Here is a 23,026-nt window from a genome sequence, read left to right on the forward strand (position 1 = left end):
AGGTAATGCAAGTTATTCTGCTTGATAAAGTAGCAAACCTGGGCAGCCTGGGTGATCAGGTAAACGTTAAAGCGGGCTACGCTCGTAACTTCCTGGTTCCACAGGGTAAAGCTGTTCCAGCTACTAAGAAAAACGTAGAGTTTTTCGAAGCACGTCGTGCTGAACTGGAAGCCAAACTGGCTGACGTTCTGGCGGCTGCTAACGCTCGCGCTGAAGCAATCAACGCACTGGGCACTGTTACCATCGCTTCCAAAGCTGGCGACGAAGGTAAACTGTTCGGTTCCATCGGTACCCGCGATATCGCTGATGCAGTTACTGCAGCAGGCGTTAAAGTGGCTAAGAGCGAAGTTCGCATGCCGAACGGCGTTCTGCGTACCACTGGTGAGCACGAAGTTGACTTCCAGGTTCACAGCGAAGTGTTCGCTAAACTGGTTGTTAACGTTGTAGCTGAGTAATTTTACTCTGCTCGCGTCGAAGCGCCGGCCTTGTGCCGGCGTTTTGCTTTTTTAAGGCTACCGGCCATTCTCTTTTTATCTTGTATGGTAGCTATTCCTGACGCATTCTCAGATAATAAAATGAAACGCAATTTTATTTATGAGATTTGTCATGGATACCGCTCTGCCCACGCCCGTCTTTGCCCGTCGAAATGTGGCCTATGCCTGCGCCACGCTCTGCTGTTTACTCTGGGGAAGCTCGTACCCAGCCATTAAAAATGGTTATGAACTCTTTCAGATTGCGACCGATGACATCCCATCCAAAGTTGTTTTTGCCGGATACCGCTTTCTGTTTGCCGGTGCGCTGCTGCTGCTGTTTGCTCTGGCTCAGCGAAAACCGATTGGCAGGCTCACGCCCACGCAGTTTGGCCAGCTCACGATCCTCGGACTGACCCAGACGACAATCCAGTACACCTTCTTCTATATAGGGCTTGCCTACACGACTGGGGTGAATGGCTCAATCATGAACGCCACCGGCACCTTCTTCAGCGTGCTGCTGGCGCACTTTATCTATCACAACGACAAACTCAGCTATAACAAAACGCTGGGCTGTATTCTCGGGTTTGCCGGGGTGATGCTGGTGAATTTCCACAGTGGGTTAAGCGATTTCCAGTTTGTCTGGAAAGGTGACGGCTTCGTGGTGCTGGCGGCCTTTATTCTCTCTGCCGCCACGCTTTACGGGAAACGTATTTCCCAGACCGTCGACCCAACGGTGATGACCGGCTGGCAGCTGGCGATAGGCGGGGCTGCGCTGGTTGCAGGAGGCTATGCCACGGGCGGGACGCTGGAAGTGCACAGCATGAAGGCTGTCGCGGTGCTGGGGTATCTGACGCTGCTCTCATCCGTGGCGTTCGCCCTGTGGAGCGCACTGCTGAAAGTGAACCGGGTGAGCATGATTGCCCCGTTCAACTTTGTCATTCCGGTTGCAGGGACGGTACTTTCCGCAATCTTTCTCGGCGAAAATATTCTGGATATCAAATATGCGATTGCGCTGGTGCTGGTCTGCTCGGGGATCTGGTGGGTGAATAAAAGGAGTGCCTGAGAACAAAAGTGCCGGGTGGCGGCTTCGCCTTACCCGGCCTATGCCATTAACGTGCTCTGATGAAACTACCGTCCGGCTGGCGGGTAAACAGTACCTGCTGCCCATTTCCGGTATCAATCGTCAGCCCGGTGACCACGCCGCTGGCATTCTGGCGAATCTGCACCATCTGGCCATTCTGCAGGTTACTGAGCGGCTTACCTGCACCTTCAACCTTAGCCATGGCATACACGTCGGTTGGTGGCAGGTTGTGGTCGCGGAAAAGCTGTGCCAGCGTTTTGCCCGGCTCCACGCGATAGGAACGCCACTGCTGCTCAATGCCGGTAGGCTGCTGGGTTTGCGGCTCAGACGGGGCCGCGGCCTGCTCCTGCGGCTGTTCATCCTGAACGGGTTCAGGTTCAACCGGCGCGACCTGGCCTGGATCGTTAGACGGGGTCACCAGCTGTGTCTGCATGGGCTGCGCGTCAGGCTGCGGCCGCGTTTGCGACTGAATATCCAGCTGTGCATTGCGGGTGACAGGCGCGGTATCGACATCATCACCGCCGGAAGGAAGCAGGAAGCCCACGATGACCATCAGCGCACCAATGATGATCCCCCTGCGGTGCAGAGGAGGCAGCGGGTCCATAATGCGAAAATTGTCCGGCGCCTGCCAGATTTTCGCCAGGGTAGGTTTCAGTTCAAATCGCCCGGGCATGGCTCTCCTCCTGCTCCGCGTCTTTTATATCCTGTGCTTCGAAGTATAGTCCGCTAACTGCCTGAACGACGTAACAAACCCGACTTCCGTGACATCAGTTCGGGATTAATCCTGGTTGCCTCTATTGTTTCTGTTTCGTCGCGGTTTGTCACCCTAACTTAAGACAAAGTTTTACCCATAAGGGCATGGCTGATATGCTGCCCGCTACTTTAAATGTGATGGAAGGAAAACCCATGACCACCCCGACTTTTGACACTATCGAAGCGCAGGCAAGTTACGGTATCGGCTTGCAGGTAGGACAGCAGCTGAGCGAATCCGGCCTGGAAGGTCTGTTACCTGAAGCGCTGGTGGCGGGTATCGCTGACGCGCTGGAAGGTAAACAGCCTGCCGTTCCGGTTGACGTTGTGCACCGTGCGCTGCGTGAAATTCACGAACGTGCTGACGCCGTGCGTCGCGCGCGTTTCGAAGAGATGGCAGCCGAAGGCGTGAAATATCTGGAAGAGAACCGCGAGCGTGAAGGCGTGAACAGCACCGAGTCTGGCCTGCAGTTCCGCGTGATCAACCAGGGCGACGGCGCTATCCCGGCGCGTACCGACCACGTTCGCGTTCACTACACCGGTAAACTGATCGACGGTACCGTGTTCGACAGCTCCGTGGCGCGCGGCGAACCGGCTGAATTCCCGGTCAACGGCGTTATCGCGGGTTGGATCGAAGCCCTGACCCTGATGCCAGTCGGTTCCAAATGGGAACTGACCATCCCGCACAACCTGGCCTACGGCGAGCGTGGCGCTGGCGCGTCCATTCCGCCATTCAGCACCCTGGTATTTGAAGTCGAACTGCTGGAAATCCTGTAATCGACTTTTCTTATTTCCTCTCTCCGCTCGGGGAGAGGAAATAGTGATAAAACCTATAGTTACGACAGAATCAATATTTTATCTTGCAAACGAAACTGTTGCGTGTATTTTTGTGAGCTGTTTCGCGCTGTATGAGTGATATGACACTCACTTTCAACATATTATTAACATAATATCTAAATCATAGTATTCATCCCGCCGATTCTTACCTAATATCGATAAACCCTTACAAAGGGACCGTCATTTATTTGACGTTTTTAAAGGCCAGAAGAGCCTTAACAACACAGACAGGCATAAACAGGAAAAATTACATGGTAGATCAGGTCAAAGTCGCCGCTGCAGAAGAGGCGACGTCTGAACAGTCGCTACGGCGCAATCTCACAAACCGTCATATACAGCTTATCGCCATTGGCGGTGCCATCGGCACCGGGCTGTTTATGGGATCGGGCAAAACCATCAGTCTTGCCGGGCCGTCGATCATTTTCGTTTATATGATCATCGGTTTTATGCTCTTCTTCGTGATGCGTGCAATGGGTGAATTGCTGCTCTCGAACCTCGAATACAAATCCTTCAGCGACTTCGCGTCTGACCTGCTCGGGCCATGGGCGGGCTATTTTACCGGGTGGACCTACTGGTTCTGCTGGGTGGTCACCGGAATGGCGGACGTCGTGGCGATTACCGCCTACGCGCAGTTCTGGTTCCCGGGGCTGTCGGACTGGGTCGCCTCGCTGGCGGTGATTATTCTGCTGCTGAGCCTCAACCTCGCCACCGTGAAAATGTTCGGTGAGATGGAGTTCTGGTTCGCGATGATCAAGATCGTCGCTATCGTGGGGCTGATTGTTGTGGGCCTGGTGATGGTATTGACGCACTTCCAGTCGCCAACGGGCGTTCAGGCGTCCTTTACCCATCTGTGGAACGACGGCGGCTGGTTCCCGAAAGGCATCAGCGGCTTCTTTGCTGGCTTCCAGATTGCGGTGTTTGCGTTTGTAGGGATTGAGCTGGTGGGGACTACGGCTGCGGAAACCAAAGACCCGGAGAAATCCCTGCCGCGTGCCATCAACTCTATTCCGCTGCGCATTATTATGTTCTACGTCTTCGCGCTGATCATTATTATGTCCGTGACGCCGTGGAGCTCCGTGGTGCCCAGCAAGAGTCCGTTCGTTGAGCTGTTTGTGCTGGTAGGGCTGCCCGCTGCCGCTAGCCTGATTAACTTCGTGGTACTGACCTCAGCGGCATCGTCTGCGAACAGCGGCGTGTTCTCCACCAGCCGTATGCTATTTGGTCTGGCGCAGGAGGGCGTGGCGCCGAGCGCCTTTGCGAAACTGTCTAAACGTGCGGTGCCGGCGAAAGGGCTGACCTTCTCCTGCATGTGCCTGTTGGGGGGCGTGGTGATGCTCTACGTGAACCCAAGCGTGATTGGCGCGTTCACTATGATCACCACGGTCTCGGCGATCCTGTTCATGTTCGTCTGGACCATTATCCTGTGCTCGTACCTGGTGTACCGCAAACAGCGTCCACACCTGCATGAGAAATCGATCTACAAGATGCCGCTGGGCAAGCTGATGTGCTGGGTGTGCATGGCGTTCTTCGTGTTCGTTCTGGTGCTGCTGACGCTGGAAGATGATACCCGTCAGGCGCTCATCGTCACGCCGCTGTGGTTTATCGCGCTGGGGCTGGGCTGGCTGTTTATCGGCAAGAAACGTATGGCTGGCATAAGATAAAAGCAAAACGGCAACTTCGGTTGCCGTTTTTAGTTTTTGCACCCTCTTCCCGTGGCCTGAGGGATCCCCACAAAATAATGTTTGCATGGACGACCCCCTCTCCCTTGAGGGAGAGGGCTGGGGTGAGGGGGAACATACGGCTCTGGTGGTCATTCCGTTCACTTTATGTTCCTTGCTACTCTGTAAGGACATGGCCGGTGAACGTGCCAGGGCGGCTCAGTCGCCACCGCCCTGGCGACCCGGGCTCCCGGCGGTAAATCGCCGCTTCGCGGTGCCTTCGGCTTATTCCTTCCGGCTTGTCGGGGACGGGCGGAGGTAACATCCCTGTAAAGCCCGCCCTCTCGGCGCATCCATGCGCCTCGCCCCGGCCGGAAGGCAAACGCCTCAGCGATTTACAGCCGGACCAGGGCGTCGCTGTAAGTCTTCAATCTTTCTGAAACAACGTTATTGCTTCTGTTTAATCATTACTGGGGATTCCTCAGCCCAGTGGGAGAGGGCCGGAGTGAGGGCATCAGGCCGCAGCGGCCTTTTTTATTCCCCCGCCAATGCCCGCGGGAACAGAACGTTATTCTCAAGACTGATGTGTTCCATCAGGTCGTCAATCATCTCGTTAATGCCGTTGTACATCGCTTTCCAGGTGGTGCACGCTTCCGGCGGCGGCGTGACGTTGTTAGTGGTGTGTTTGATCACGTCCAGCAGTTCGCCCGCATCATCATGTTCGCTTTCCATCACGCTGATGGGCCCCATCGCCTGGCTGCCCATACCCTGTTTAATCATCGGGAAGAGGATCTGCTCTTCTTTCATCATGTGGCTGGAAAGCTCTTCGTGCAGCATGGTCAGGTATTTTGCCAGACCGCGCGGTACGGAAGGCTTGTCGGCGTGGACGCGCTCAACTTTCGTCGCCTGCAGGATCAGCTCAGGCAGCTGCTCACGGTGGCGGTCGTGGTAACGCACAATGATATGGTCGATGATTTCCGCGAGCGGGGCGGTTCGCCAGTCTTTGTCGACGGGCTGCTCGGCCAGCAGCGCCAGCTCTGCTTCAATCACCTCAACGTCCAGCTCTTTGCGTGAGGCCGCACGCGCCAGGGTCTGCTTACCGCCGCAGCAGTAATCCATATCGTATTTACGGAACAGCGCAGAAGCGCGAGGGATGGAGAGCGCCAGCTCGCCAAGGGGTTGGTCGCGAAAGGCCATAGCAGTTACCTCGTCATCAAGAATATAAGGTGCATATTAAATGCATCTTTATGGCGGCGCTATAACCCTTTAGAGGGAAGGGAAAAAGTGCGACGGGGATCACAAAAAAATGTCCCGTTTAACTCCCTGAATGGACTTAGGAAAGTGGTTTAGAAACTTTTTAAAGGTGGAGAAACAGTAAACAACCCGCCGCGCGTGCCGATAGATACTCGTCAGAGAAACCTGCATATAACAAAGGCAACGTATGTTTAAACGTATAAAAGTCATTACTCTTCTTATTTCGGTGCTGCTTGTGCTCGGCATCATGCAAGTGATTTCCGCGGGTATTTTTATTAACGCGCTGAATAACGATAAAGACAACTTCACCGTGTCGCAGCTCTCCAGTAAAAACGTCGCGGAGTTTACCGATGCGTGGATCAGCCTGAATCAGGCGCGGGTGACGCTGAACCGCGGGATGCTGCGCCTGCAAAGCAGCATGGCCTCTCAGATTAACGGTGGGCAGCTCAATGAGCTGGTTAACACGGCGAAGAATCTGCTGGCCGATGCGCAAGCCCATTACGATAAATACTACGCCCTGCCGAATACGCCGGGGTTGGATGAGAATCTGGCCAAGCGTCTCGAAGAGCAGTACCGCATTTACTCCTCCACACTGACGCAAATGAACGTCCTGCTGAGCCAGGGCAATCTGGAAGAGATGTTCAAGCAGAACGCGGAGCATAAACAGACCGCGATGCAGGCGGTTTACCGCGAGTGGCGCGAAGCGCAGGCAACGCTTACCGATAAAGGCATCCAGGATAATGAAAGCGACTACAAACGCATCCTGTGGATCCTCTCTGCGGTGATGCTGCTGGTGATTGTGGTGATTGTATCCAGCTGGATCGCTATGCGCCGCGTGCTGCTGCTGCCTCTGGAAGAGGTGATTAACCATATTCGCGCCATTGCGGCGGGGGATTTAACCCAGCCGATTCAGGCTGAAGGTAAGAATGAAATGGCTATTCTGGCGCGCAACGTTCAGGAGATGCAAACCTCGCTGGCGAACACCGTGGGCGTGGTGCGTGAAGGTGCGGATACCATCTACACCGGCGCCGGTGAAATTTCTGCCGGGAGTAACGACCTCTCTTCCCGTACCGAGCAGCAGGCCGCGTCTCTGGAAGAAACGGCAGCCAGCATGGAACAGCTGACGGCCACCGTGAAGCAGAACGCCGATAACGCGCGTCAGGCTTCCCGTCTGGCGCTGGATGCCTCCTCAACGGCGAAGAAGGGTGGAAATGTAGTAGAAGGCGTCGTGCGTACGATGGATGAAATCGCGACCAGTTCCAGCAAAATCGCGCAAATTACCAACGTGATCGACGGTATTGCCTTCCAGACCAATATTCTGGCACTGAACGCGGCGGTGGAAGCGGCGCGCGCGGGCGAACAGGGCCGTGGCTTTGCGGTAGTCGCAGGGGAAGTTCGAACGCTTGCCCAGCGCAGCGCACAGGCGGCGAAAGAGATTAAGGCGCTGATCGATGATTCCGGCGAGCGCGTCAACGCAGGCTCGCAGTTGGTGAATGAAGCGGGCGCGACGATGGCGGAGATCGTCAACGCGGTCACCCGCGTGACCGACATCATGGGCGAAATTGCCTCTGCCTCTGACGAGCAGAGCCGCGGTATCGACCAGGTGGGCCAGGCGGTCGCCGAGATGGACCGCGTGACCCAGCAGAACGCCTCGCTGGTGGAAGAGTCTGCGGCTGCTGCGGCCGCGCTGGAAGATCAGGCTGCACGCCTGAACGAAGCGGTGGCGGTGTTCAAAATCACCCGCAACCAGGCGGTCAAAGCGGCACCGGTGAAAACCTATGTGCCAAAAGCGCAGCCCGCAGCGGCGGCGTCAGAAGGGAACTGGGAAACGTTTTAAGGACTTGCCCGGTGGCGGCTACGCCTTACCGGGCCTACGGTTTTGTAGGCCCTGCAAGCGCAGCGCCGCCGGGCAATGCTCACATCTCCGACGCCGGAACGACCCTTGGTTTTTCCGGCTTCGCTCTCACCGCAATCACCACCCCCACGACCAGCAATAATATTCCACAGGCCGTTAACAGCGGCGGTACGCTCTGGCGCATCAGGAAGGTATAAAGCAGCCCCGCAAGGGTTTCGAAGACAATCAGCGGCCCTAAAATCACCGTCGGCAGTTTCTGGCTGGCAATGTTCCAGCACAGCGCACCCACCCAGGAGCACAGCACCGCAATCGCAACCATTAAGCCAATAAACACCCACGGCCTCGGCCCGAAGGGCTGGGCGAAGTCTGGCTGTTGATGGCCTAACCAGATGCACGCGCCGACATACCCCACCAGTGATACGGGCAAGGTGACCAGCGCCTGCGCCGTCGCCCACATCATCGGGTGCTTGTCCGGGTTTTCCCGCAGCCAGCGCGCATTGCGCAGGGCGTACCAGGCCCAGCACGCTACCGAGACGAACGCTAAAACGATCCCCGAACCGTAACGCCATAAGCTGAAATCGCCCAGCCCGTGGCGCAGCTCGGCGATATTGACGCACACCAGTCCCACTGCGGTGCACATCAGCGCCGGCGCCATTTTTGACCACGCCAGCCTGCCGTCCCGGTGGCTATAGAGCAGATTCGCGAAGATGGGGATGACCACCGGCAGCGTGCCAATAATCATGGTGGAAACCGGCGCACCGGTACGCTGAATGGCGCTTGCCAGACAGACGTAATAGATCAGGTTACCCATCATGGTCAGCGCCAGCGCGGTACCCCAGTCCTGACGGCTGAGCTGACGCAAGCGCGCGCGTCCCAGCCACGCCAGGGGCAGGGCAATCAGCCCCAGCGCCAGGTAACGTCCGGTCGACTGCAGTATGGCCGGATACTCGGGTACGATCAGCGGGCCGACAAAAATCAGCCCCCACATCATCCCTGCCAGCAGGGCATACAACACGCCACTAATCATTTTTCCATCCTGTTTGATTCACGTTGCACTCAGTGTAGGAGGGACAAATACGCACGTATTGTATGAGATTGCGCTTTAGCGCCGGGTGACCTGCTTCTGGTAGCGAACGGGAGTAATGCCGTAGCGGCGGGTAAACGCGCGGGTTAAATGCGACTGGTCGGTCAGCCCGGTTGCGGCGGCGACCTCAGCTGCGGGCATGCCGTGGGTGAGGAACGCTTTGGCGCGCCACAGGCGGATGGCCATCAGCATCTGGTGCGGCGTAACGTGGAAATGGGCTTTGAACTGACGCTGAAAATGGTACGGGCTGAGCGAGACAACGTTCGCCAGCTCGTCCAGCGTCAGGGCGTGCATATAGTTGTCGTGCAGATACTCGCGCACGCGTTCGAACCGGTGTGCACCTTCCTGAACTACCGGCGCGTGATGGGCTAACGGCTGAAAGGTCTCAATCAAATCCAGCAATAAGCCTTTTTGCGCCAGCGGGTCGTCCGTATGCCACAGGCCGTAAATCAGCCTGCCGATTTGCTGCGAGCGCAGCGGGTCATAGCGTGTTACGTCGCTGAACCACCAGTGGCGCAGGCCGGTTACCTCTTCCAGCAGGTCAGGCTCGATGTAAACCATCCGGTAGCGCCAGCCGTCTTCAGTGGCGGACTCCCCGGTATGGATCTCATCCGGGTTCATGGTAACAACGGATTTTTCAGGTGCGAGATGCTGGGTACCGCGATAGCGAAAGCGTTCGGCACCGGTTTCAATCGTGCCGATCCCGAAGGCTTCATGGGTGTGAGGCTCAAAGGCGTAGTCAGAGATATGCGCGTGATAGAGTTCAAGGCCCGGCAGCTGCGCCAGGTGGCGAAAGCGCGCGCTGTCTCTCTCATCAATAAACTGTTCCGGTACGCCTTGCACGGTGAGCCTCCTCATGGGTCATCGTTTCATTATCAGAGATGACCCGAGGGGATGCCACAAAAAATAACCAATCCGTAACAATTACAGAATGGCTTTGACGCTCTCCGCCAGCGGCGTGGTTGGACGGCCAATCAGCTTGCTGAGGGTACGGCTGTCGTCAAACAGACCGCCTTTGGACGCGCCCACATCGGAGTCCGCGAGCATATCTGCCAGCCCGGCAGGCAAGCCGACGCTTTTCAGCGCAGCGGCGAAATCTGCCTCGCTGAGATTCTGATAGGTTACCGGCTTTCCGCTCTGCTTGCTGAGCTCCGCCGCCAGCTCGCTCAGCGTCCAGCCGTGGTCGCCTGCCAGTTCGTATACTTTGCCCGCATGACCCTCTTCAGCGATGACTTTGGCGGCCGCCGCTGCATAGTCTGCACGGGTCGCAGAGGCAATTTTGCCTTCGCCTGCGGCACCGATAAACACGCCGTGTTCCAGCGCGGGGGGCGCGCTCGCCAGGTAGTTTTCGGTATACCAGCCGTTGCGCAGCAGGGCATAAGGAATGCCGGACGCCGCCAGCGCTTTTTCCGTCGCGACGTGTTCAACGTGCAGACCCAGCGGTGATTTGTCCGCATGCAGCAGGCTGGTGTAGGCGATAAATTTCACGCCTGCCGTTTTGGCGGCGTTAATGACGTTCTGGTGCTGGGTTGCGCGCTGGCCCACTTCGCTGGAAGAGATCAGCAGCAGCTTACCCACACCGCTCAGCGCGGCGGTGAAGGCGGCTTCGTCGGTGTAATCCGCCTGACGAACCACAATGCCCTGCTGGCTCAATGCTTCAGCTTTCGCCGGGTTACGCACGATAGCCACAATCTGGCTGGCCGGTACGGTATTTAACAGCTGCTCAATAACGAGATGGCCAAGCTGACCAGTAGCGCCGGTAATCGCGATCATGATGAATCTCCTTCGTGTTTGTCTGGTGTTGTGGCACACTAGCACCATAGCTAACTTTTAGTAAGTACGTACAAAAAGGTAAGTATGAAAACAACGATACCAACGCTCAGCGAACAAATGCGCGATGGCAATCTTTTCGCGGAACAGTGCCCTTCACGGGAGGTGCTCAAGCATGTTACCAGCCGCTGGGGGGTACTGATTCTGCTGGCCCTGCAGGAGGGAACGCACCGCTTCAGCGATCTGCGCCGTAAAATGGGTGGGGTGAGCGAAAAGATGCTGTCCCAGTCGCTTCAGGCGCTGGAGCAGGACGGATTTGTCGATCGCGTGTCGTATCCGGTCGTGCCGCCTCATGTCGAGTATAGCCTGACGCCGATGGGGATTGAGGTCAGTGAGAAAGTGGCCGCGCTGGCAGACTGGATTGAGGTCAATACGCCGAAGGTGATGGCGAATCGGGATGAGCGTGCGGCGTAAAAGCCGGGTATGTGAGGCCTGATGCCCCTCTCCCACAAGGAGAGGGAACAAACACCAAAAACGGCAACGTGCGTTGCCGTTTTGCTTTTACCTGCTCAAATCCACCTGATAAATCGCGAACCCGATATCATCCGTCGCAACCTTCTTCATCGGATACTGCGCCTTGTCCTTAATGAACCTGGCCGCCTTATCGGACGGTGACGTTTCAAAGCGGATATCCAGTTTTGTCTCGCTATGAATCGGCGCAAGACGCCAGTTGTTATCCACCGCCGGGTGAATTTGGCCCGCCTTCTTCGACTCTGCGCCGATCCACGCCGCCAATACCGAGCGGTTTTCGTCCGGTGACGCAAAAGCGATGTGGCTATCCCCCGTACCGGCAAACTTACCGCCGTAGGCGCGATAGTTATTTGTCACCACCAGGAAGGTGGCATTCGGGTCGATCGCCTTGCCGTTGAAGGTCAGGTTTTTAATGCGCTCCGCCTGCGGATTAATGGCCTGGCACTCACCGTCATATTTCGCCGGCTGGGTGACGTCAATCTGGTAATTCACGCCGTCGATCACGTCGAAGTTGTAGGTGCGGAAGCCGTCCCAGTTAATCAGCGACTGCGGTTTGCTGCTTGTCGGATCGATCTGGTTAAACTGTCCGGCGGAGCACTCCAGCCACTCTTTCACCTCCTTTCCTGTGGCTTTAACCACTACCAGCGTGTTCGGGTAGAGATAGAGATCGGCGGCGTTACGGAAGGTCAGCTGGCCCTTTTCAACTTCAACATAGCTTGCCGGGTCATTCTTACGCCCGCCCACTTTGAATGGCGCAGCGGCAGACAGGACCGGCAGTTTTGCCAGATCCGGATCGCCCTGCACAAAGTGTTCGGCATAGGCTTTCTGCGCCATGTTGACCACCTGAACGGTCGGGTCGTCCTGCACCAGCGCCAGGAAGCTGTACATATTGTCGGCGGATTTGCCGATCGGCTTGCTGACGAATTCGCGGGTGGCGTCGTGATCGTGCTTCAGCACGTCGACCAGTTTTTTATCTTCAGCCGCCAGAGATTTTTTAGCCGCAGCGTCGTAAATCGGGCGCGCTTCGGCTTTTGACTGCGTCACCTTCCAGCTGCCGCCGTCGTTATTCAGCACCAGGTCCACCACGCCAAGATGGTCGCCCCACATGCCCGGCATCACCGACGGCACGCCGTTGAGCGTCCCTTTCTCAATATCAGCCCCTTTGATACTGGCAAAATCTTTGCCCGGGAAGACGGCGTGGGCGTGGCCGAACAGGATCGCGTCAACGCCCGGAACTTCACTCAGATAATAAACGGAGTTTTCAGCCATGGCCTGGTACGGGTCGGCGGAGAGACCCGAGTGGGCGACAACCACGACCAGATCCGCGCCTTTTTCGCGCATTTCCGGCACGTATTTGCGCGCGGTTTCGGTAATGTCGTTAACGGTCACTTTACCGTCGAGATTGGCTTTATCCCAGGTCATGATCTGCGGCGGTACGAAGCCGATATAGCCGATTTTCAGCGTCTGCTTTTTACCGTCCTGATCGACAACGTCAGTCTCTTTTATCAGGTAAGGGGTAAAGAGCGGCTTCCGGGTCTTAACGTCAATGATATTGGCGTTAACGTACGGGAATTTCGCGCCGGCCAGCGCATCGTGCAGGTATGTCAGGCCGTAGTTGAATTCATGGTTGCCCAAGTTACCGACGGCATAATCCAGCGTGTTCATCGCTTTATAAACCGGATGGATCTCGCCTTTCTTCAGGCCTTTCGCCGCCATGTAATCGCCGAGCGGGCTGCCCTGAATGAGATCGCCGTTGTCCACCAGCACGCTATTTTTTACTTCACCGCGCGCGGCGTTAATCAAACTTGCTGTGCGTACCAGTCCGAATTTTTCCGTAGGGGTATCTTTGTAGTAATCGAAGTCCATCATATTGCTGTGCAGATCGGTCGTTTCCAGAATACGCAGATCTACCGTCGCCGCCTGTACGCTTGCTGCAACCAGCGTTGCCAGGAGCGTTGCACTAAACTTAATCATCAGAGGAGTCCTTTTTTCGATGCAGACCACAAAAGAGTATGTATCTATCGCTTGTTGCTTACAGAAATGTGAATCCTGACAGAAAAAAGCGTCCTGAAACCAGAATTGCTTCACAGATAGCGGAATTGTTCACATTACGATATAACTAAAACAAAGAGTTAACCTCACTGCGTTAACAAAGAGGTGGAGAATGCTAGATAAAATTTGTCAGCTCGCACGGGATGCGGGAGATGCCATCATGCAGGTGTATGACGGTAGTAAACCCATGGAGGTGGTCAGCAAAGCCGACGACTCTCCAGTCACGGCGGCGGATATTGCGGCGCATAAGGTGATCCTGAAAGGATTACAGGCTTTAACGCCGGAGATCCCCGTTCTGTCAGAAGAAGCGCCGCAAAGCTGGGACGAGCGCCAGCACTGGCAGCGCTACTGGCTGGTCGATCCTCTGGACGGGACAAAAGAGTTCATCAAGCGCAACGGTGAGTTCACCGTCAATATCGCCCTGATTGAGAAGGGCAAAGCGGTGCTCGGCGTGGTCTACGCGCCGGTGATGAACGTGATGTACAGCGCCGCAGAAGGCAAGGCCTGGAAAGAGGAGTGCGGCGTACGGAAGCAGATCCAGGTGCGCGATGCGCGTCCACCGCTGGTGGTGATCAGCCGCTCGCACAGCGACAGCGAGCTGCAGGAGTACCTGCAACAGCTGGGTGAACACCAGACTACCTCGATTGGCTCGTCGCTGAAATTCTGTCTGGTGGCGGAAGGTCAGGCGCAGCTGTATCCGCGCTTTGGGCCAACCAACGTCTGGGATACTGCGGCAGGTCACGCCGTGGCTGCGGCCGCCGGGGCGCACGTTCATGACTGGCAGGGCAAGCCGCTGGACTACACCCCGCGCGAATCCTTCCTCAACCCCGGCTTCCGCGTCTCTATTTATTGAGCCAGCAGCTTATGCAGCAGGTCGACAACCTGCTGCACCTCTTCCTGGGTTAACGCCCCGTCTTTCACCCACTGTACGCGACCGTTCTTGTCCAGCACGACAATCGCAGAGCTCTCTTCCTCCAGTTGCCAGGCCTTACGGGTGATGCCGTTGCTGTCGACGATAAACTGCGACCACGGATAGAGCTTTTTATTGCTCTCAAGGCTCGAGCGCACAAACATCCCGGAGCCCGGAATAGCATCATCGGTGTTCACGATCGTGGTGGTCTGGTAGCGGTCGTGAGGGAATTTTGCGGCCTTGATCGCTTCCACCAGGTTGGCATTTTTCTCTTTTGCGGATGTACGACCGGCAATATGTTGTACAACTCTCACTTTGCCCGCGAGCTGCGCGCTATTCCAGGCTTTATAGCTAAACTTAGCATTGTCGAGAATCAATTCTCCCCGGTCTGCAATGCCGACTGGCGGTACACGTTGTCCTTTTTCAATGTTGTGAGCGCAAGCCCACAGGGGCAGCAGCAGACAAGCTGCTGCAAGGATGTTACGTAGGGTCATGGCGTTTCCTTATTGTTTGCAGGTGATCCGACCACTTGGTCATACGCTTTTAATCATAAGTGCGATCAATGTGGTTTTCCCGCAATCCCGATGCCAGTTTGCGGGCGAACGCACATATCCATGAAAAAACGACGGCTTATACTGCTCTCTATCACGCTTTGCAAAGATTATTCTGAATAATTGTAATCAAACGGTAAATAAACTTATGCACACTGGGTAACACCGTAGTTCTGGTCTATAGTCATTGGGCATCAAAATTTGCGCTCAGGACAGTCGGGCCGATTGTGGCACCGCAAGAGCGTATGATTCGCAGGAGATACAAGAATGAAAATTTTCCAACGCTACAACCCGCTTCAGGTGGCGAAGTACGTGAAGATCCTGTTCCGTGGACGGTTGTACATCAAGGATGTTGGCGCTTTTGAGTTTGATAAGGGCAAGATCCTTGTCCCAAAAGTGAAGGACAAACAGCACCTGTCTGTGATGTCCGAAGTCAACCGTCAGGTTATGCGTCTGCAAACTGAGATGGCTTAACCAACGTGCTATGCAGTAAGTAGTTAGAAAAACGGCTCCCGATGGGAGCCGTTGATGTTTGTGGGAGGCATGAACGTTACGCCGACACTTTCTCTTCCGCGTCCGGCAGCTTCGGCACCAGCACGGTCGGCTTGTTGTCGATGCGCGTCACCAGTAGCTGGTCGATGCGGTAGTTATCAATATCCACCACCTCAAACTTGTAGCCGGAGAACTTCACCGAGTCGGTACGTTTCGGGATTTTACGCAGCATAAACATCATAAAGCCGCCGATGGTCTCGTAGTTGCCGGACTGCGGGAACTCGTCGATATCCAGCACGCGCATCACGTCTTCAATTGGTGTGCCGCCATCAATCAGCCATGAATTATCGTCACGCTGGACAATCTGCTCTTCCAGACCCTGGCCTACCAGGTCGCCCATCAGCGTGGTCATCACGTCGTTCAGGGTGATAATGCCCACCACCAGCGCGTATTCGTTCATGATCACCGCGAAGTCTTCCCCGGCGGTTTTGAAACTTTCCAGCGCTTCTGAGAGCGTCAGGGTGTCCGGCACAATCAGGGTATTGCGGATCTGTACGCCGCTGTTAAGCGCGAGGCTCTGGTTTGCCAGCACTCGGTTCAGCAGGTCTTTGGAGTCGACGTAACCGATGATGTGGTCGATATCTTCATTACAGACCAGGAACTTGGAGTGCGGATGCTGCGCCACTTTGTTCTTTAGGCTCTGCTCATCTTCATGTAAATCGAACCAGATAATGTTTTCACGGCCCGTCATGGAAGAGGGCACGGTACGGGATTCCAGTTCAAACACGTTCTCAATCAGCTCGTGTTCCTGCTTACGCAGCACCCCGGCCAGCGCGCCGGCTTCCACCACCGCATAAATATCGTCAGAGGTGATGTCGTCTTTACGCACCATCGGTAGCTTAAAGATGCGGAAAATCACGTTCGCCAGGCCGTTGAAGAACCACACCAGCGGACGAAACACGTACAGACAGAAGCGCATCGGGTTGATGATACGCAAAGCCACAGCTTCTGGCGCAATCATACCGATGCGTTTCGGGGTCAGGTCTGCAAAAAGGATGAACAGGCCGGTTACCAGCGAGAAGGAGAGAATAAAGCTCAGCTGTTCGGCAAGCTCAGCGGACATGTACTTCACAAAGAGGCTATAAAACGCCGGAGAAAACGCTGCATCCCCTACGATACCGCCGAGGATGGCGACTGCGTTCAGGCCAATCTGCACCACGGTAAAGAACATACCGGGGTTTTCCTGCATTTTCAGGATGCGGGTGGCATTGATGTTGCCTTCATCGGCAAGCAGCTTAAGTTTGATTTTACGGGACGCGGCCAGCGAGATCTCAGATATCGAGAAAAATGCACTGACGGCAATCAGACAAAGTATTACTAAAATACTGTTTAACATAGTTTATCCGGCTTCACGCCAGATCCTCAGAAGGGGAGTTGATACCATTTGTGTGAAAACACGTAGAACGTCAGCTCGTAGCGTTGAGCCGATTATTTCAGCGGTAGTATAGCGTAAAGAGATGTAAATCTGCCAGAGGTCACATTTTGGCATAAAAACAGACCGGACAGCGGGGGGCTGCCCGGTACGCGAGGTTATTTCACGGGAGATAAGCGGGCGCTTCCCACCGTCCGTCTTGTGGCATCGCCTCCCCACACCTGGTCATACTCATAACCCGTCAACTGCTTGATTATCAGGCGGGTTTTGGCGTCGCAGTCGCGGTAATCTCCGCCCAATTTCCGGCGGGCAATCTCCTTGAGCAGCAGCTTATGCGTCTCGCGGGTGAGCTTAAATTTGTAGGTGGTAAAGAAGCTCACCGCCAGAAGGGCTGCCGTTGCGAAGATCATCAGGCCGATAATTGCCCCCAGCGCGCTTTCTGGCTGTGCGCCGCTGCCCTTCACGAAGCCGGACTCCTGCAGCACAAGGCCAATAATCATGATGGCAATTGCCACGGTGCTTTTGCGGGTCAGAACCATCACGCCGGCAAAAATCCCTTCGCGGCGCTGCTGCGTCACCATCTCGTCGATATCCGGAATAAAGCTGTAGATGTTCCACGGAATATAGTAGAGGCCAGAGCGGGAAGCGCCCAGCAGGATAAAGACCGCCGAGAACAGCAGCGTCGGCACCTGCGTTTTGGTGAGGTAGACCGTAAACAGGAATACCAGCACGCAGAAGATACAGCCGTAGGAGAGGCGCAGAGCGGCCGAAGGGGTAACATTCAGCCGGTTCAGCAGTAGCATAAACCCGTACGTGCCGGGTACCGAGGCGAAGGCCGCAATGCTCAACCAGCCGGATACCGCAGCTGCATCCTGGCTCAGACAGTACACGACGTAATAGGTAAACACCGAACCGAATACGTCCATCGCCGTAAACGAAAAGATATAAATAATAATATGCAGGCGGAACGCGCGAATGCGGAATGAGGAAAAGAGATCCAGTACCAGATATTTCAGGTGATTAAGTATTCCGCTGCTGCGCTGGTTATCCACCTTAAAATCGGATTCCTGCTGCACATCTTTGGCTTCCCAGGTGGTGTACCAGGTAATAAATACCGCGATGCAAAATACGCAGGAAAATATCAGCCCGGTGAGGGTATAGGTAAACGGATTATCTTTCCCCGTGAACTGCATGATCACGCCCGGGACGGAAACCGCAAGGAAACCACCCAGCTGGGAGCAGATCATACGCACGCCGGAGAGGCGGCTACGCTCTTCATAGCGGTTTGTCATTTCCGCCGCCAGCGTCTCCCAGGGCACCAGCACCATCGCCGACAGCAATTCGATCGAGAGATAGGTTCCCAGGTAATACCAGTAGCCCATATCCGTCAGCCACAGCAGGCCATACAAAAACATTAATGGGGCGCTGAGTAATAAAAAGAAGCGGCGACGGCCAAATTTACGGCCGAGCCAGGTATTGCCGAAATTATCGGTGATATAGCCCATAATCGGGCTTAAGAGTGCATCAATGACGCGGGCAATCGCGAATATCGAACCCGCTTCAATAACCGAGAGTCCGCAATAGGTGGTGTAAAAAAATAGCAGCCAGGTGCCGATAATGGCGAAAGCGCCTCCGCCAAACAGATCGGTTACGCCGTAGCCAAGCGCTACGCCATAACCAACTCTACGTTCAGTTGGTTTGACCATAATAATATCCAGTGTAGGGTAATGATTAACCTGTTTTCAGGTCGTATTTTTATTTACTGCTGGACGACACATTACGTTCTAATTATTGATATCTATCCATTGTCTCAATTGAGATGAGCGATAAAGGGCCTCCACAAGCGCGAGTGATTTTCCGGCAGAATGGATATCGGTGTAGTCCGTTTCTCCCGAGTGATTAATGGCGTGATAAAAACGGCGGATCGCCTGCTGATGTCCCAGCCCCCAGTAGCTTTTGACCGAGCCGTCAGGGGAGTCATCGCTCACCAGCCTGCGACGCTCGCCGGGGGTGATGCGCCAGAGCACGTTGTCATTCATTAACAGCGAACCCCGTTCACAGTGGATTTCCAGCCAGAGAGGGGAATCCACGGTATTGCAGTTGCTGGCATAAAACAGGCCGCGCGCGCCGTTGGCAAAGTGCAGCGTCGCCATTGCGCTGTCTTCCCCTTCGGTGACGTCCGCCAGTTCACCGCTATCCACCACGCCTTTCAGACGCGTCACGCCGCCGGTGAACCACTGCATCAGGTCAAGGGTATGGATCGCCTGGTTGATCAGCAGGCTGCCGCCTTCCGTTGCCAGCCGTCCACGCCACGGGCTTTCGGTGTAGTACGCCCCCGAGCGTGACCACGTCAGCACCGCTTTCATACTGAGCATCTTCCCCAGCTCGCCATCGTTCAGCGCCTGACGGATGCGCAGGCTGGTGGGGTTGAGCCGGTTCTGATAGCAAACGCCAAGCAGGCCTGGAGCCTGCTCAACGGCGCGGGCGATATCGTCGAGTTCGCTGCTGTTCATCCCTACCGGTTTTTCGCAGAACACATGCTTCCCGGAAGAGAGTGCGTCCAGGATCATACGTTTATGTTCGAAATGCGGCGTGCAGATATGGACCACGTCGATGGCATCATCCCGCAGCATTTCCCGGTAATCCTGATAAAAACGGCACTGGTAATCCATCGCCAGCTTCAGTCCTTTGACGCTGTCGATGTCTACCAGCGCGCGCAGCGCGACGTTGGGGATCTGGCGTAAGGCGTTCACATGGCAGCCGTGAATCGCGCCGGCGCCGATAACCGCCGTGTTCAGGATCGTCATCGTTACCTCCCGTTATGCCGTCGCGTTGGCCAGCATCTGTGCCTTCACGCAGAGCTCCGCCGCCTTGAAGGCGTGCGACTGCGTCATGGCGTTTTCGGTACGGTGCAGGCAGTCGAGGATCAGTTCCCCAAAGAACGGGAACCCGACCTGCCCAGCCACCGGATAACGGAATTCCCCCTCTTTATTGACCAGGTAAACCACGTCCTGCTCGCCGCGAGTGAGATCGACATATTTACGGATTTCGATATAGCCTTCTGTGCCGAGCAGCGTCAGGCGGCCGTCGCCCCAGGTTGAGAGCCCGTCCGGGGTGAACCAGTCGCAGCGGAAATAGCCGCTGGCGCCGTTTTCTCCTTTCAGCATGGCATCGCCAAAATCTTCAAATGCCGGGTACTGCGGGTGTTTAACGTTGCGAACCTGGCTTGCCACCACGGAGGCCTCGCTGTTTCCGGTGTAAAACAGGAACTGCTCAATCTGGTGGCTGCCGATATCGCACAAAATGCCGCCGAAGTAACGACGATCGTAGAACCAGTCCGGGCGACCGGTGCCTTCCCGGTGCGGGCCGGTTCCCAGGGTTTGCACGACGCGGCCAATCGCGCCCTGCTGCACCAGCTGTCCGGCAAAAACCGCACTCTCTACGTGCAGGCGTTCGCTGTAGTACACCGCGTATTTCTTCCCGGTTTTCTCCACCATCGCTTTAGCGTCGGCCAGCTGTTCAAGGGTGGTGAGCGGTGCTTTATCCGTGAAGTAGTCCTTGCCCGCCGCCATCGCTTTCAGCCCCAGCGCGCAGCGTTCGGACGGGATGGCCGCACCCGCAACCAGACGCACCTCGTCGTCGTTGAGTATCACCTCCAGCGACTCCGCCACTTTTGCCTGCGGGTACTGCTGGATAAATTTATCCACTTTTGCCGGGTCAGGGTCGTACACCCACTTCAGCGTGGCGCCGGCTTCAATCAGGCCGTTACTCATCCCGTAGATATGGCCGTGGTCGAGCGCGGCGGCGGCAAACACAAACTCTCCTTCCCTGACAACGGGCTGCGGTTTGCCCACCGGGGCGTAGTTCATTCCGTCATTTTTGTTCATGCTGATACTCCTCGATCCAAATCTTTACCCAGAGGGATAGCGCCCACTTCGCTGAAGTTGGCGACGCTTGCAGATTTTTCATAAAAACGGGGGGCGAGGGCGTTGGTCCCGCCGGTGCGATAAAACGGGTCATCACGCTGAATCGGCAGCGAAACTACGCTCCGGGTAATGGCGGATTTATAGATCGCGGTAATCAGCTCCAGCGAGCGTTTGCCCTGTAACCCATCCACTAACGGCGCCGTGCCGTGCTCGATGGCATAAAGCAGATCGTTAATCTGACCGGCGTGCAGCGTCCATTCGAGTTTCCGGGTGTCGTGAAAAACGGCGTTGAGCTGCGCTTCTCGCGACAGATCGTTAGTTTCCTGCGGGAAGCCATTATCGGCACTGACGCTGGCGAAGGCCTGCCACGGCGCGGAGATGCGCGCCTTATCGCCCTGAATGACGATCTTCTGATCTTCCCCGTGGTGCACAACAGAGGCGGTAAGCTGCGCGAGCGCGCCGCCGGGATATTTGAAAATTGCCGCGCTGAGGTCTTCCACTTCGGCGTTGTCGTGCGCCACGTTGGTCATCATCGCCACCACCTCTGACGGGAAGCCGAGCATCCACTGAATGGCGTCGATATGGTGTACCGCGTGGTTCAGGGTGCAGCCGCCGCCCTCTTTTTCCCAGGTGCCGCGCCACCACAGGTCGTAGTAGCAGTGTCCGCGCCACCAGAGCGAATCCACCTGCGCGTGGCAAATCTTCCCGGCGAGCCCCGATTCCAGCGCGGCTTTTAAGCGCCAGAAGGCATCGGTAAAACGGTTCTGGGCAATGATGGAGAGCGTCTTGCCGCTGGCCTTTTGTGCGGCGATCATCGCGTCGCACTCCTCCAGCGAGGCGGCCATCGGTTTTTCGCACAGCACGTGGCAACCCGCGTGCAGGGCATCAATGCTGATTTCTGCATGGACGTAAGGCGGGGTGCATACGTCGACGATGTGGATATCCGCCTCTGACGCCAGCATCTGCTGGTGGCTTTCATACACGCGCGCATCTGTCAGGCCGTAGCGCGTTTTTTTCTCGTGGGCTTTTTCCGGGTAGATATCGACCAGCGCGACGATCCGGCAGCGCTGGTCAAACTGCAAATAGCCCTGAATATGGTTATGGGAGATATTCCCTGTTCCCACGATGGCGACATTTAACATCGTTTTATCTCCGAAGTTACCAGGTGCCAGAGGCGTCCAGCGTGACGCTGGCGGTCTCTTTAGCTATTGAGGTGCTGATACGCTGTTGAAGCAGGCGCAGATACTGTTTCTCGTTGAGCGGCAGGTCGACCCAGTCGTCTGTCCAGGTGGAGAGGTGCATGGCGTTGGAGAGCGTCAGCCCGCGGATCCCCTCCAGACCCGGCGCAATCAGCGGCTCGCCGCGAAGGATGGCGGCACAGAAGTTGGCGGTAATAACGTGATGATCACTGCATTCCGGGGCGACGGGGAGCGTCACCTCCCAGCATTCAGGTTCACCGAAGCCGTTTTGCCAGCGGGCGTTGAAAGCGGTTTCGGACTCACGCAGCCGCCAGTAGCGCAGCTTGCCCTCTTCAACGACCACCTTGCCGCGGTCGCCGACGATTTCCAGCCGGTTGGTACCCGGCGTTTCCGCCACGGTGGTGATAAACACGCCGGTCGCGCCGTTGGCATACTCAGCGTAGGCGGTGACCTCGTCTTCCACTTCGATATCGCGATGCTTGCCGAACTGACAGAACGCGCGCAGGCGGACCGGCATCCCCACCAGCCACTGCCAGAGATCGAGCTGATGCGGGTCCTGGTTGAGCAGCACGCCGCCGCCTTCTCCTTTCCAGGTAGCGCGCCAGCCGCCGGAGTTGTAGTAGCTCTGCGAGCGATACCAGTTGGTGATGATCCAGTTGGAGCGGCGGATCTCACCCAGCTCGCCGCTGTCGATAAGATCTTTCACCTTCTGGTAAAGCGGATTCGGGCGCTGGTTGTACATGATGCCAAACATCACGTCGCACTCCCGGGCGCAGGCGTTCATCTCCTGCACCTGCGCCGTATATACGCCTGCCGGTTTTTCACACAGGGTGTGGATACCGTTGCGCATCGCCAGCATCGACAGGCGCGGATGCTCGTAGTGCGGCGTCGCGACAATCACCGCGTCGATAAGCCCGCTCTGGAGCATCTCCTGCGCGTCGCTGAATAACGGGAGGGTGCCGACCAGTTGGCGAATAGCCGGGTGCTTTTCAACGGCATTATCGCAAACTGCCGTCAGGCAGGCGTCGCTGACCGTACCCGCCAGTAAATAGCGTGCGTGGACCGTACCGATATTACCTATTCCAATAATGCCAAAACGTACCTTCTCCATGTCACACCTTAATTTCTGTTGAAAAGAAGTGATGACCGGAAAATAGGAAAGGCGAGCCGC

Annotated in this window: 21 protein-coding genes; 8 read left to right on the plus strand and 13 right to left on the minus strand. The window is 56.1% G+C overall.

Annotation, left to right across the window (positions count from 1 at the left end):
* Positions 1-5: 5 nt before the first annotated feature.
* Both rplI and V1603_RS05240 read left to right on the plus strand, forming a co-directional pair.
* The gene (rplI, locus tag V1603_RS05235; RefSeq protein ID WP_006810372.1) at positions 6-455 is read left to right on the plus strand and encodes a 50S ribosomal protein L9; all 450 of its coding nucleotides are present in this window, start codon (positions 6-8) and stop codon (positions 453-455) included.
* Positions 456-606: 151 nt separating this feature from the next.
* On the plus strand, positions 607-1,536 hold the full coding sequence (locus V1603_RS05240) for a DMT family transporter (RefSeq protein ID WP_233003400.1): 930 nt from the start codon (positions 607-609) through the stop codon (positions 1,534-1,536).
* A gap of 46 nt (positions 1,537-1,582) precedes the next feature.
* On the opposite strand, the gene V1603_RS05245 is transcribed toward V1603_RS05240, so the two are convergent.
* Positions 1,583-2,227, minus strand: a complete 645-nt coding sequence (locus tag V1603_RS05245) for an OapA family protein (protein ID WP_163330679.1) — start codon at positions 2,225-2,227, stop codon at positions 1,583-1,585.
* 233 nt (positions 2,228-2,460) lie between these two features.
* Here V1603_RS05245 and fklB point away from each other — a divergent pair, with 233 nt between their 5' ends.
* Together fklB and cycA are read left to right on the plus strand one after the other, a co-directional pair.
* Complete coding sequence (fklB, locus tag V1603_RS05250; protein WP_008502892.1) at positions 2,461-3,081, plus strand: FKBP-type peptidyl-prolyl cis-trans isomerase; 621 nt, start codon at positions 2,461-2,463, stop codon at positions 3,079-3,081.
* Between the two features lie 311 nt (positions 3,082-3,392).
* Entirely contained in the window at positions 3,393-4,802 is a 1,410-nt protein-coding gene (gene cycA / locus V1603_RS05255; protein WP_163330680.1) for a D-serine/D-alanine/glycine transporter, read from the plus strand.
* Between the two features lie 531 nt (positions 4,803-5,333).
* Here cycA and ytfE read toward each other — a convergent pair.
* Positions 5,334-5,996, minus strand: coding sequence for an iron-sulfur cluster repair protein YtfE (gene ytfE / locus V1603_RS05260; RefSeq protein WP_395313574.1), 663 nt, complete (start codon positions 5,994-5,996; stop codon positions 5,334-5,336).
* Positions 5,997-6,240: 244 nt separating this feature from the next.
* On the opposite strand from ytfE, the gene V1603_RS05265 reads away from it, so the two are divergent.
* Positions 6,241-7,890 (plus strand): methyl-accepting chemotaxis protein, encoded by a 1,650-nt coding sequence (locus V1603_RS05265; RefSeq protein WP_116343599.1) that lies wholly within the window; start codon positions 6,241-6,243, stop codon positions 7,888-7,890.
* Between the two features lie 79 nt (positions 7,891-7,969).
* On the opposite strand, the gene V1603_RS05270 is transcribed toward V1603_RS05265, so the two are convergent.
* The 3 genes from V1603_RS05270 to V1603_RS05280 all read right to left on the minus strand — a co-directional run bounded on the left by V1603_RS05270 (position 7,970) and on the right by V1603_RS05280 (position 10,765).
* Positions 7,970-8,935 carry a DMT family transporter gene (locus V1603_RS05270; protein ID WP_163330682.1) on the minus strand — a complete coding sequence of 322 codons (966 nt, stop codon included), beginning with the start codon at positions 8,933-8,935 and terminating at the stop codon, positions 7,970-7,972.
* 75 nt (positions 8,936-9,010) lie between these two features.
* Positions 9,011-9,835, minus strand: a complete 825-nt coding sequence (locus V1603_RS05275) for an AraC family transcriptional regulator (RefSeq protein WP_302219146.1) — start codon at positions 9,833-9,835, stop codon at positions 9,011-9,013.
* 81 nt (positions 9,836-9,916) lie between these two features.
* On the minus strand, positions 9,917-10,765 hold the full coding sequence (locus V1603_RS05280; RefSeq protein ID WP_395313575.1) for an SDR family oxidoreductase: 849 nt from the start codon (positions 10,763-10,765) through the stop codon (positions 9,917-9,919).
* 84 nt (positions 10,766-10,849) lie between these two features.
* Here V1603_RS05280 and V1603_RS05285 point away from each other — a divergent pair, with 84 nt between their 5' ends.
* Positions 10,850-11,236: a helix-turn-helix domain-containing protein gene (locus V1603_RS05285; RefSeq protein ID WP_116343595.1), complete on the plus strand. Its 387-nt coding sequence runs from the start codon at positions 10,850-10,852 to the stop codon at positions 11,234-11,236.
* Positions 11,237-11,323: 87 nt separating this feature from the next.
* Here V1603_RS05285 and V1603_RS05290 read toward each other — a convergent pair whose 3' ends face one another.
* On the minus strand, positions 11,324-13,267 hold the full coding sequence (locus V1603_RS05290) for a bifunctional 2',3'-cyclic-nucleotide 2'-phosphodiesterase/3'-nucleotidase (RefSeq protein WP_395313576.1): 1,944 nt from the start codon (positions 13,265-13,267) through the stop codon (positions 11,324-11,326).
* A gap of 190 nt (positions 13,268-13,457) precedes the next feature.
* Between V1603_RS05290 and cysQ the strand changes: the two genes are divergently transcribed.
* Entirely contained in the window at positions 13,458-14,198 is a 741-nt protein-coding gene (gene cysQ, locus V1603_RS05295) for a 3'(2'),5'-bisphosphate nucleotidase CysQ (protein ID WP_116343593.1), read from the plus strand.
* On the opposite strand, the gene V1603_RS05300 is transcribed toward cysQ, so the two are convergent.
* The gene (locus V1603_RS05300; RefSeq protein WP_395313577.1) at positions 14,192-14,749 is read right to left on the minus strand and encodes a YtfJ family protein; all 558 of its coding nucleotides are present in this window, start codon (positions 14,747-14,749) and stop codon (positions 14,192-14,194) included. The two genes, cysQ and V1603_RS05300, sit on opposite strands and share 7 nt — an antisense overlap.
* Positions 14,750-15,073: 324 nt before the next feature.
* Here V1603_RS05300 and V1603_RS05305 point away from each other — a divergent pair, with 324 nt between their 5' ends.
* Positions 15,074-15,280 (plus strand): DUF1107 domain-containing protein, encoded by a 207-nt coding sequence (locus V1603_RS05305; protein ID WP_008501430.1) that lies wholly within the window; start codon positions 15,074-15,076, stop codon positions 15,278-15,280.
* A gap of 76 nt (positions 15,281-15,356) precedes the next feature.
* Here the strand turns inward: V1603_RS05305 and V1603_RS05310 are convergent, their stop codons facing one another.
* The 6 genes from V1603_RS05310 to V1603_RS05335 all read right to left on the minus strand — a co-directional run bounded on the left by V1603_RS05310 (position 15,357) and on the right by V1603_RS05335 (position 22,966).
* A complete protein-coding gene (locus V1603_RS05310) occupies positions 15,357-16,694 on the minus strand; it encodes a hemolysin family protein (RefSeq protein WP_028015283.1) in 1,338 nt (445 codons plus the stop codon).
* A 194-nt stretch (positions 16,695-16,888) separates the two neighbouring features.
* Positions 16,889-18,436 (minus strand): MFS transporter, encoded by a 1,548-nt coding sequence (locus tag V1603_RS05315; RefSeq protein ID WP_395313578.1) that lies wholly within the window; start codon positions 18,434-18,436, stop codon positions 16,889-16,891.
* Positions 18,437-18,514: 78 nt separating this feature from the next.
* Positions 18,515-19,537: a Gfo/Idh/MocA family protein gene (locus V1603_RS05320; protein WP_395313579.1), complete on the minus strand. Its 1,023-nt coding sequence runs from the start codon at positions 19,535-19,537 to the stop codon at positions 18,515-18,517.
* Positions 19,538-19,549: 12 nt separating this feature from the next.
* Entirely contained in the window at positions 19,550-20,617 is a 1,068-nt protein-coding gene (locus V1603_RS05325) for a Gfo/Idh/MocA family protein (protein WP_192981773.1), read from the minus strand.
* Positions 20,614-21,798: a Gfo/Idh/MocA family protein gene (locus V1603_RS05330; RefSeq protein ID WP_116343588.1), complete on the minus strand. Its 1,185-nt coding sequence runs from the start codon at positions 21,796-21,798 to the stop codon at positions 20,614-20,616. Before V1603_RS05330 ends, V1603_RS05325 begins: the two co-directional genes overlap by 4 nt.
* A 16-nt stretch (positions 21,799-21,814) precedes the next feature.
* A complete protein-coding gene (locus tag V1603_RS05335; protein WP_163330691.1) occupies positions 21,815-22,966 on the minus strand; it encodes a Gfo/Idh/MocA family protein in 1,152 nt (383 codons plus the stop codon).
* Between the last annotated feature and the right edge of the window lie 60 nt (positions 22,967-23,026).

Source organism: Enterobacter sp. ECC-219, from assembly GCF_043966805.1.
Lineage (GTDB): Bacteria > Pseudomonadota > Gammaproteobacteria > Enterobacterales > Enterobacteriaceae > Enterobacter > Enterobacter cloacae_N.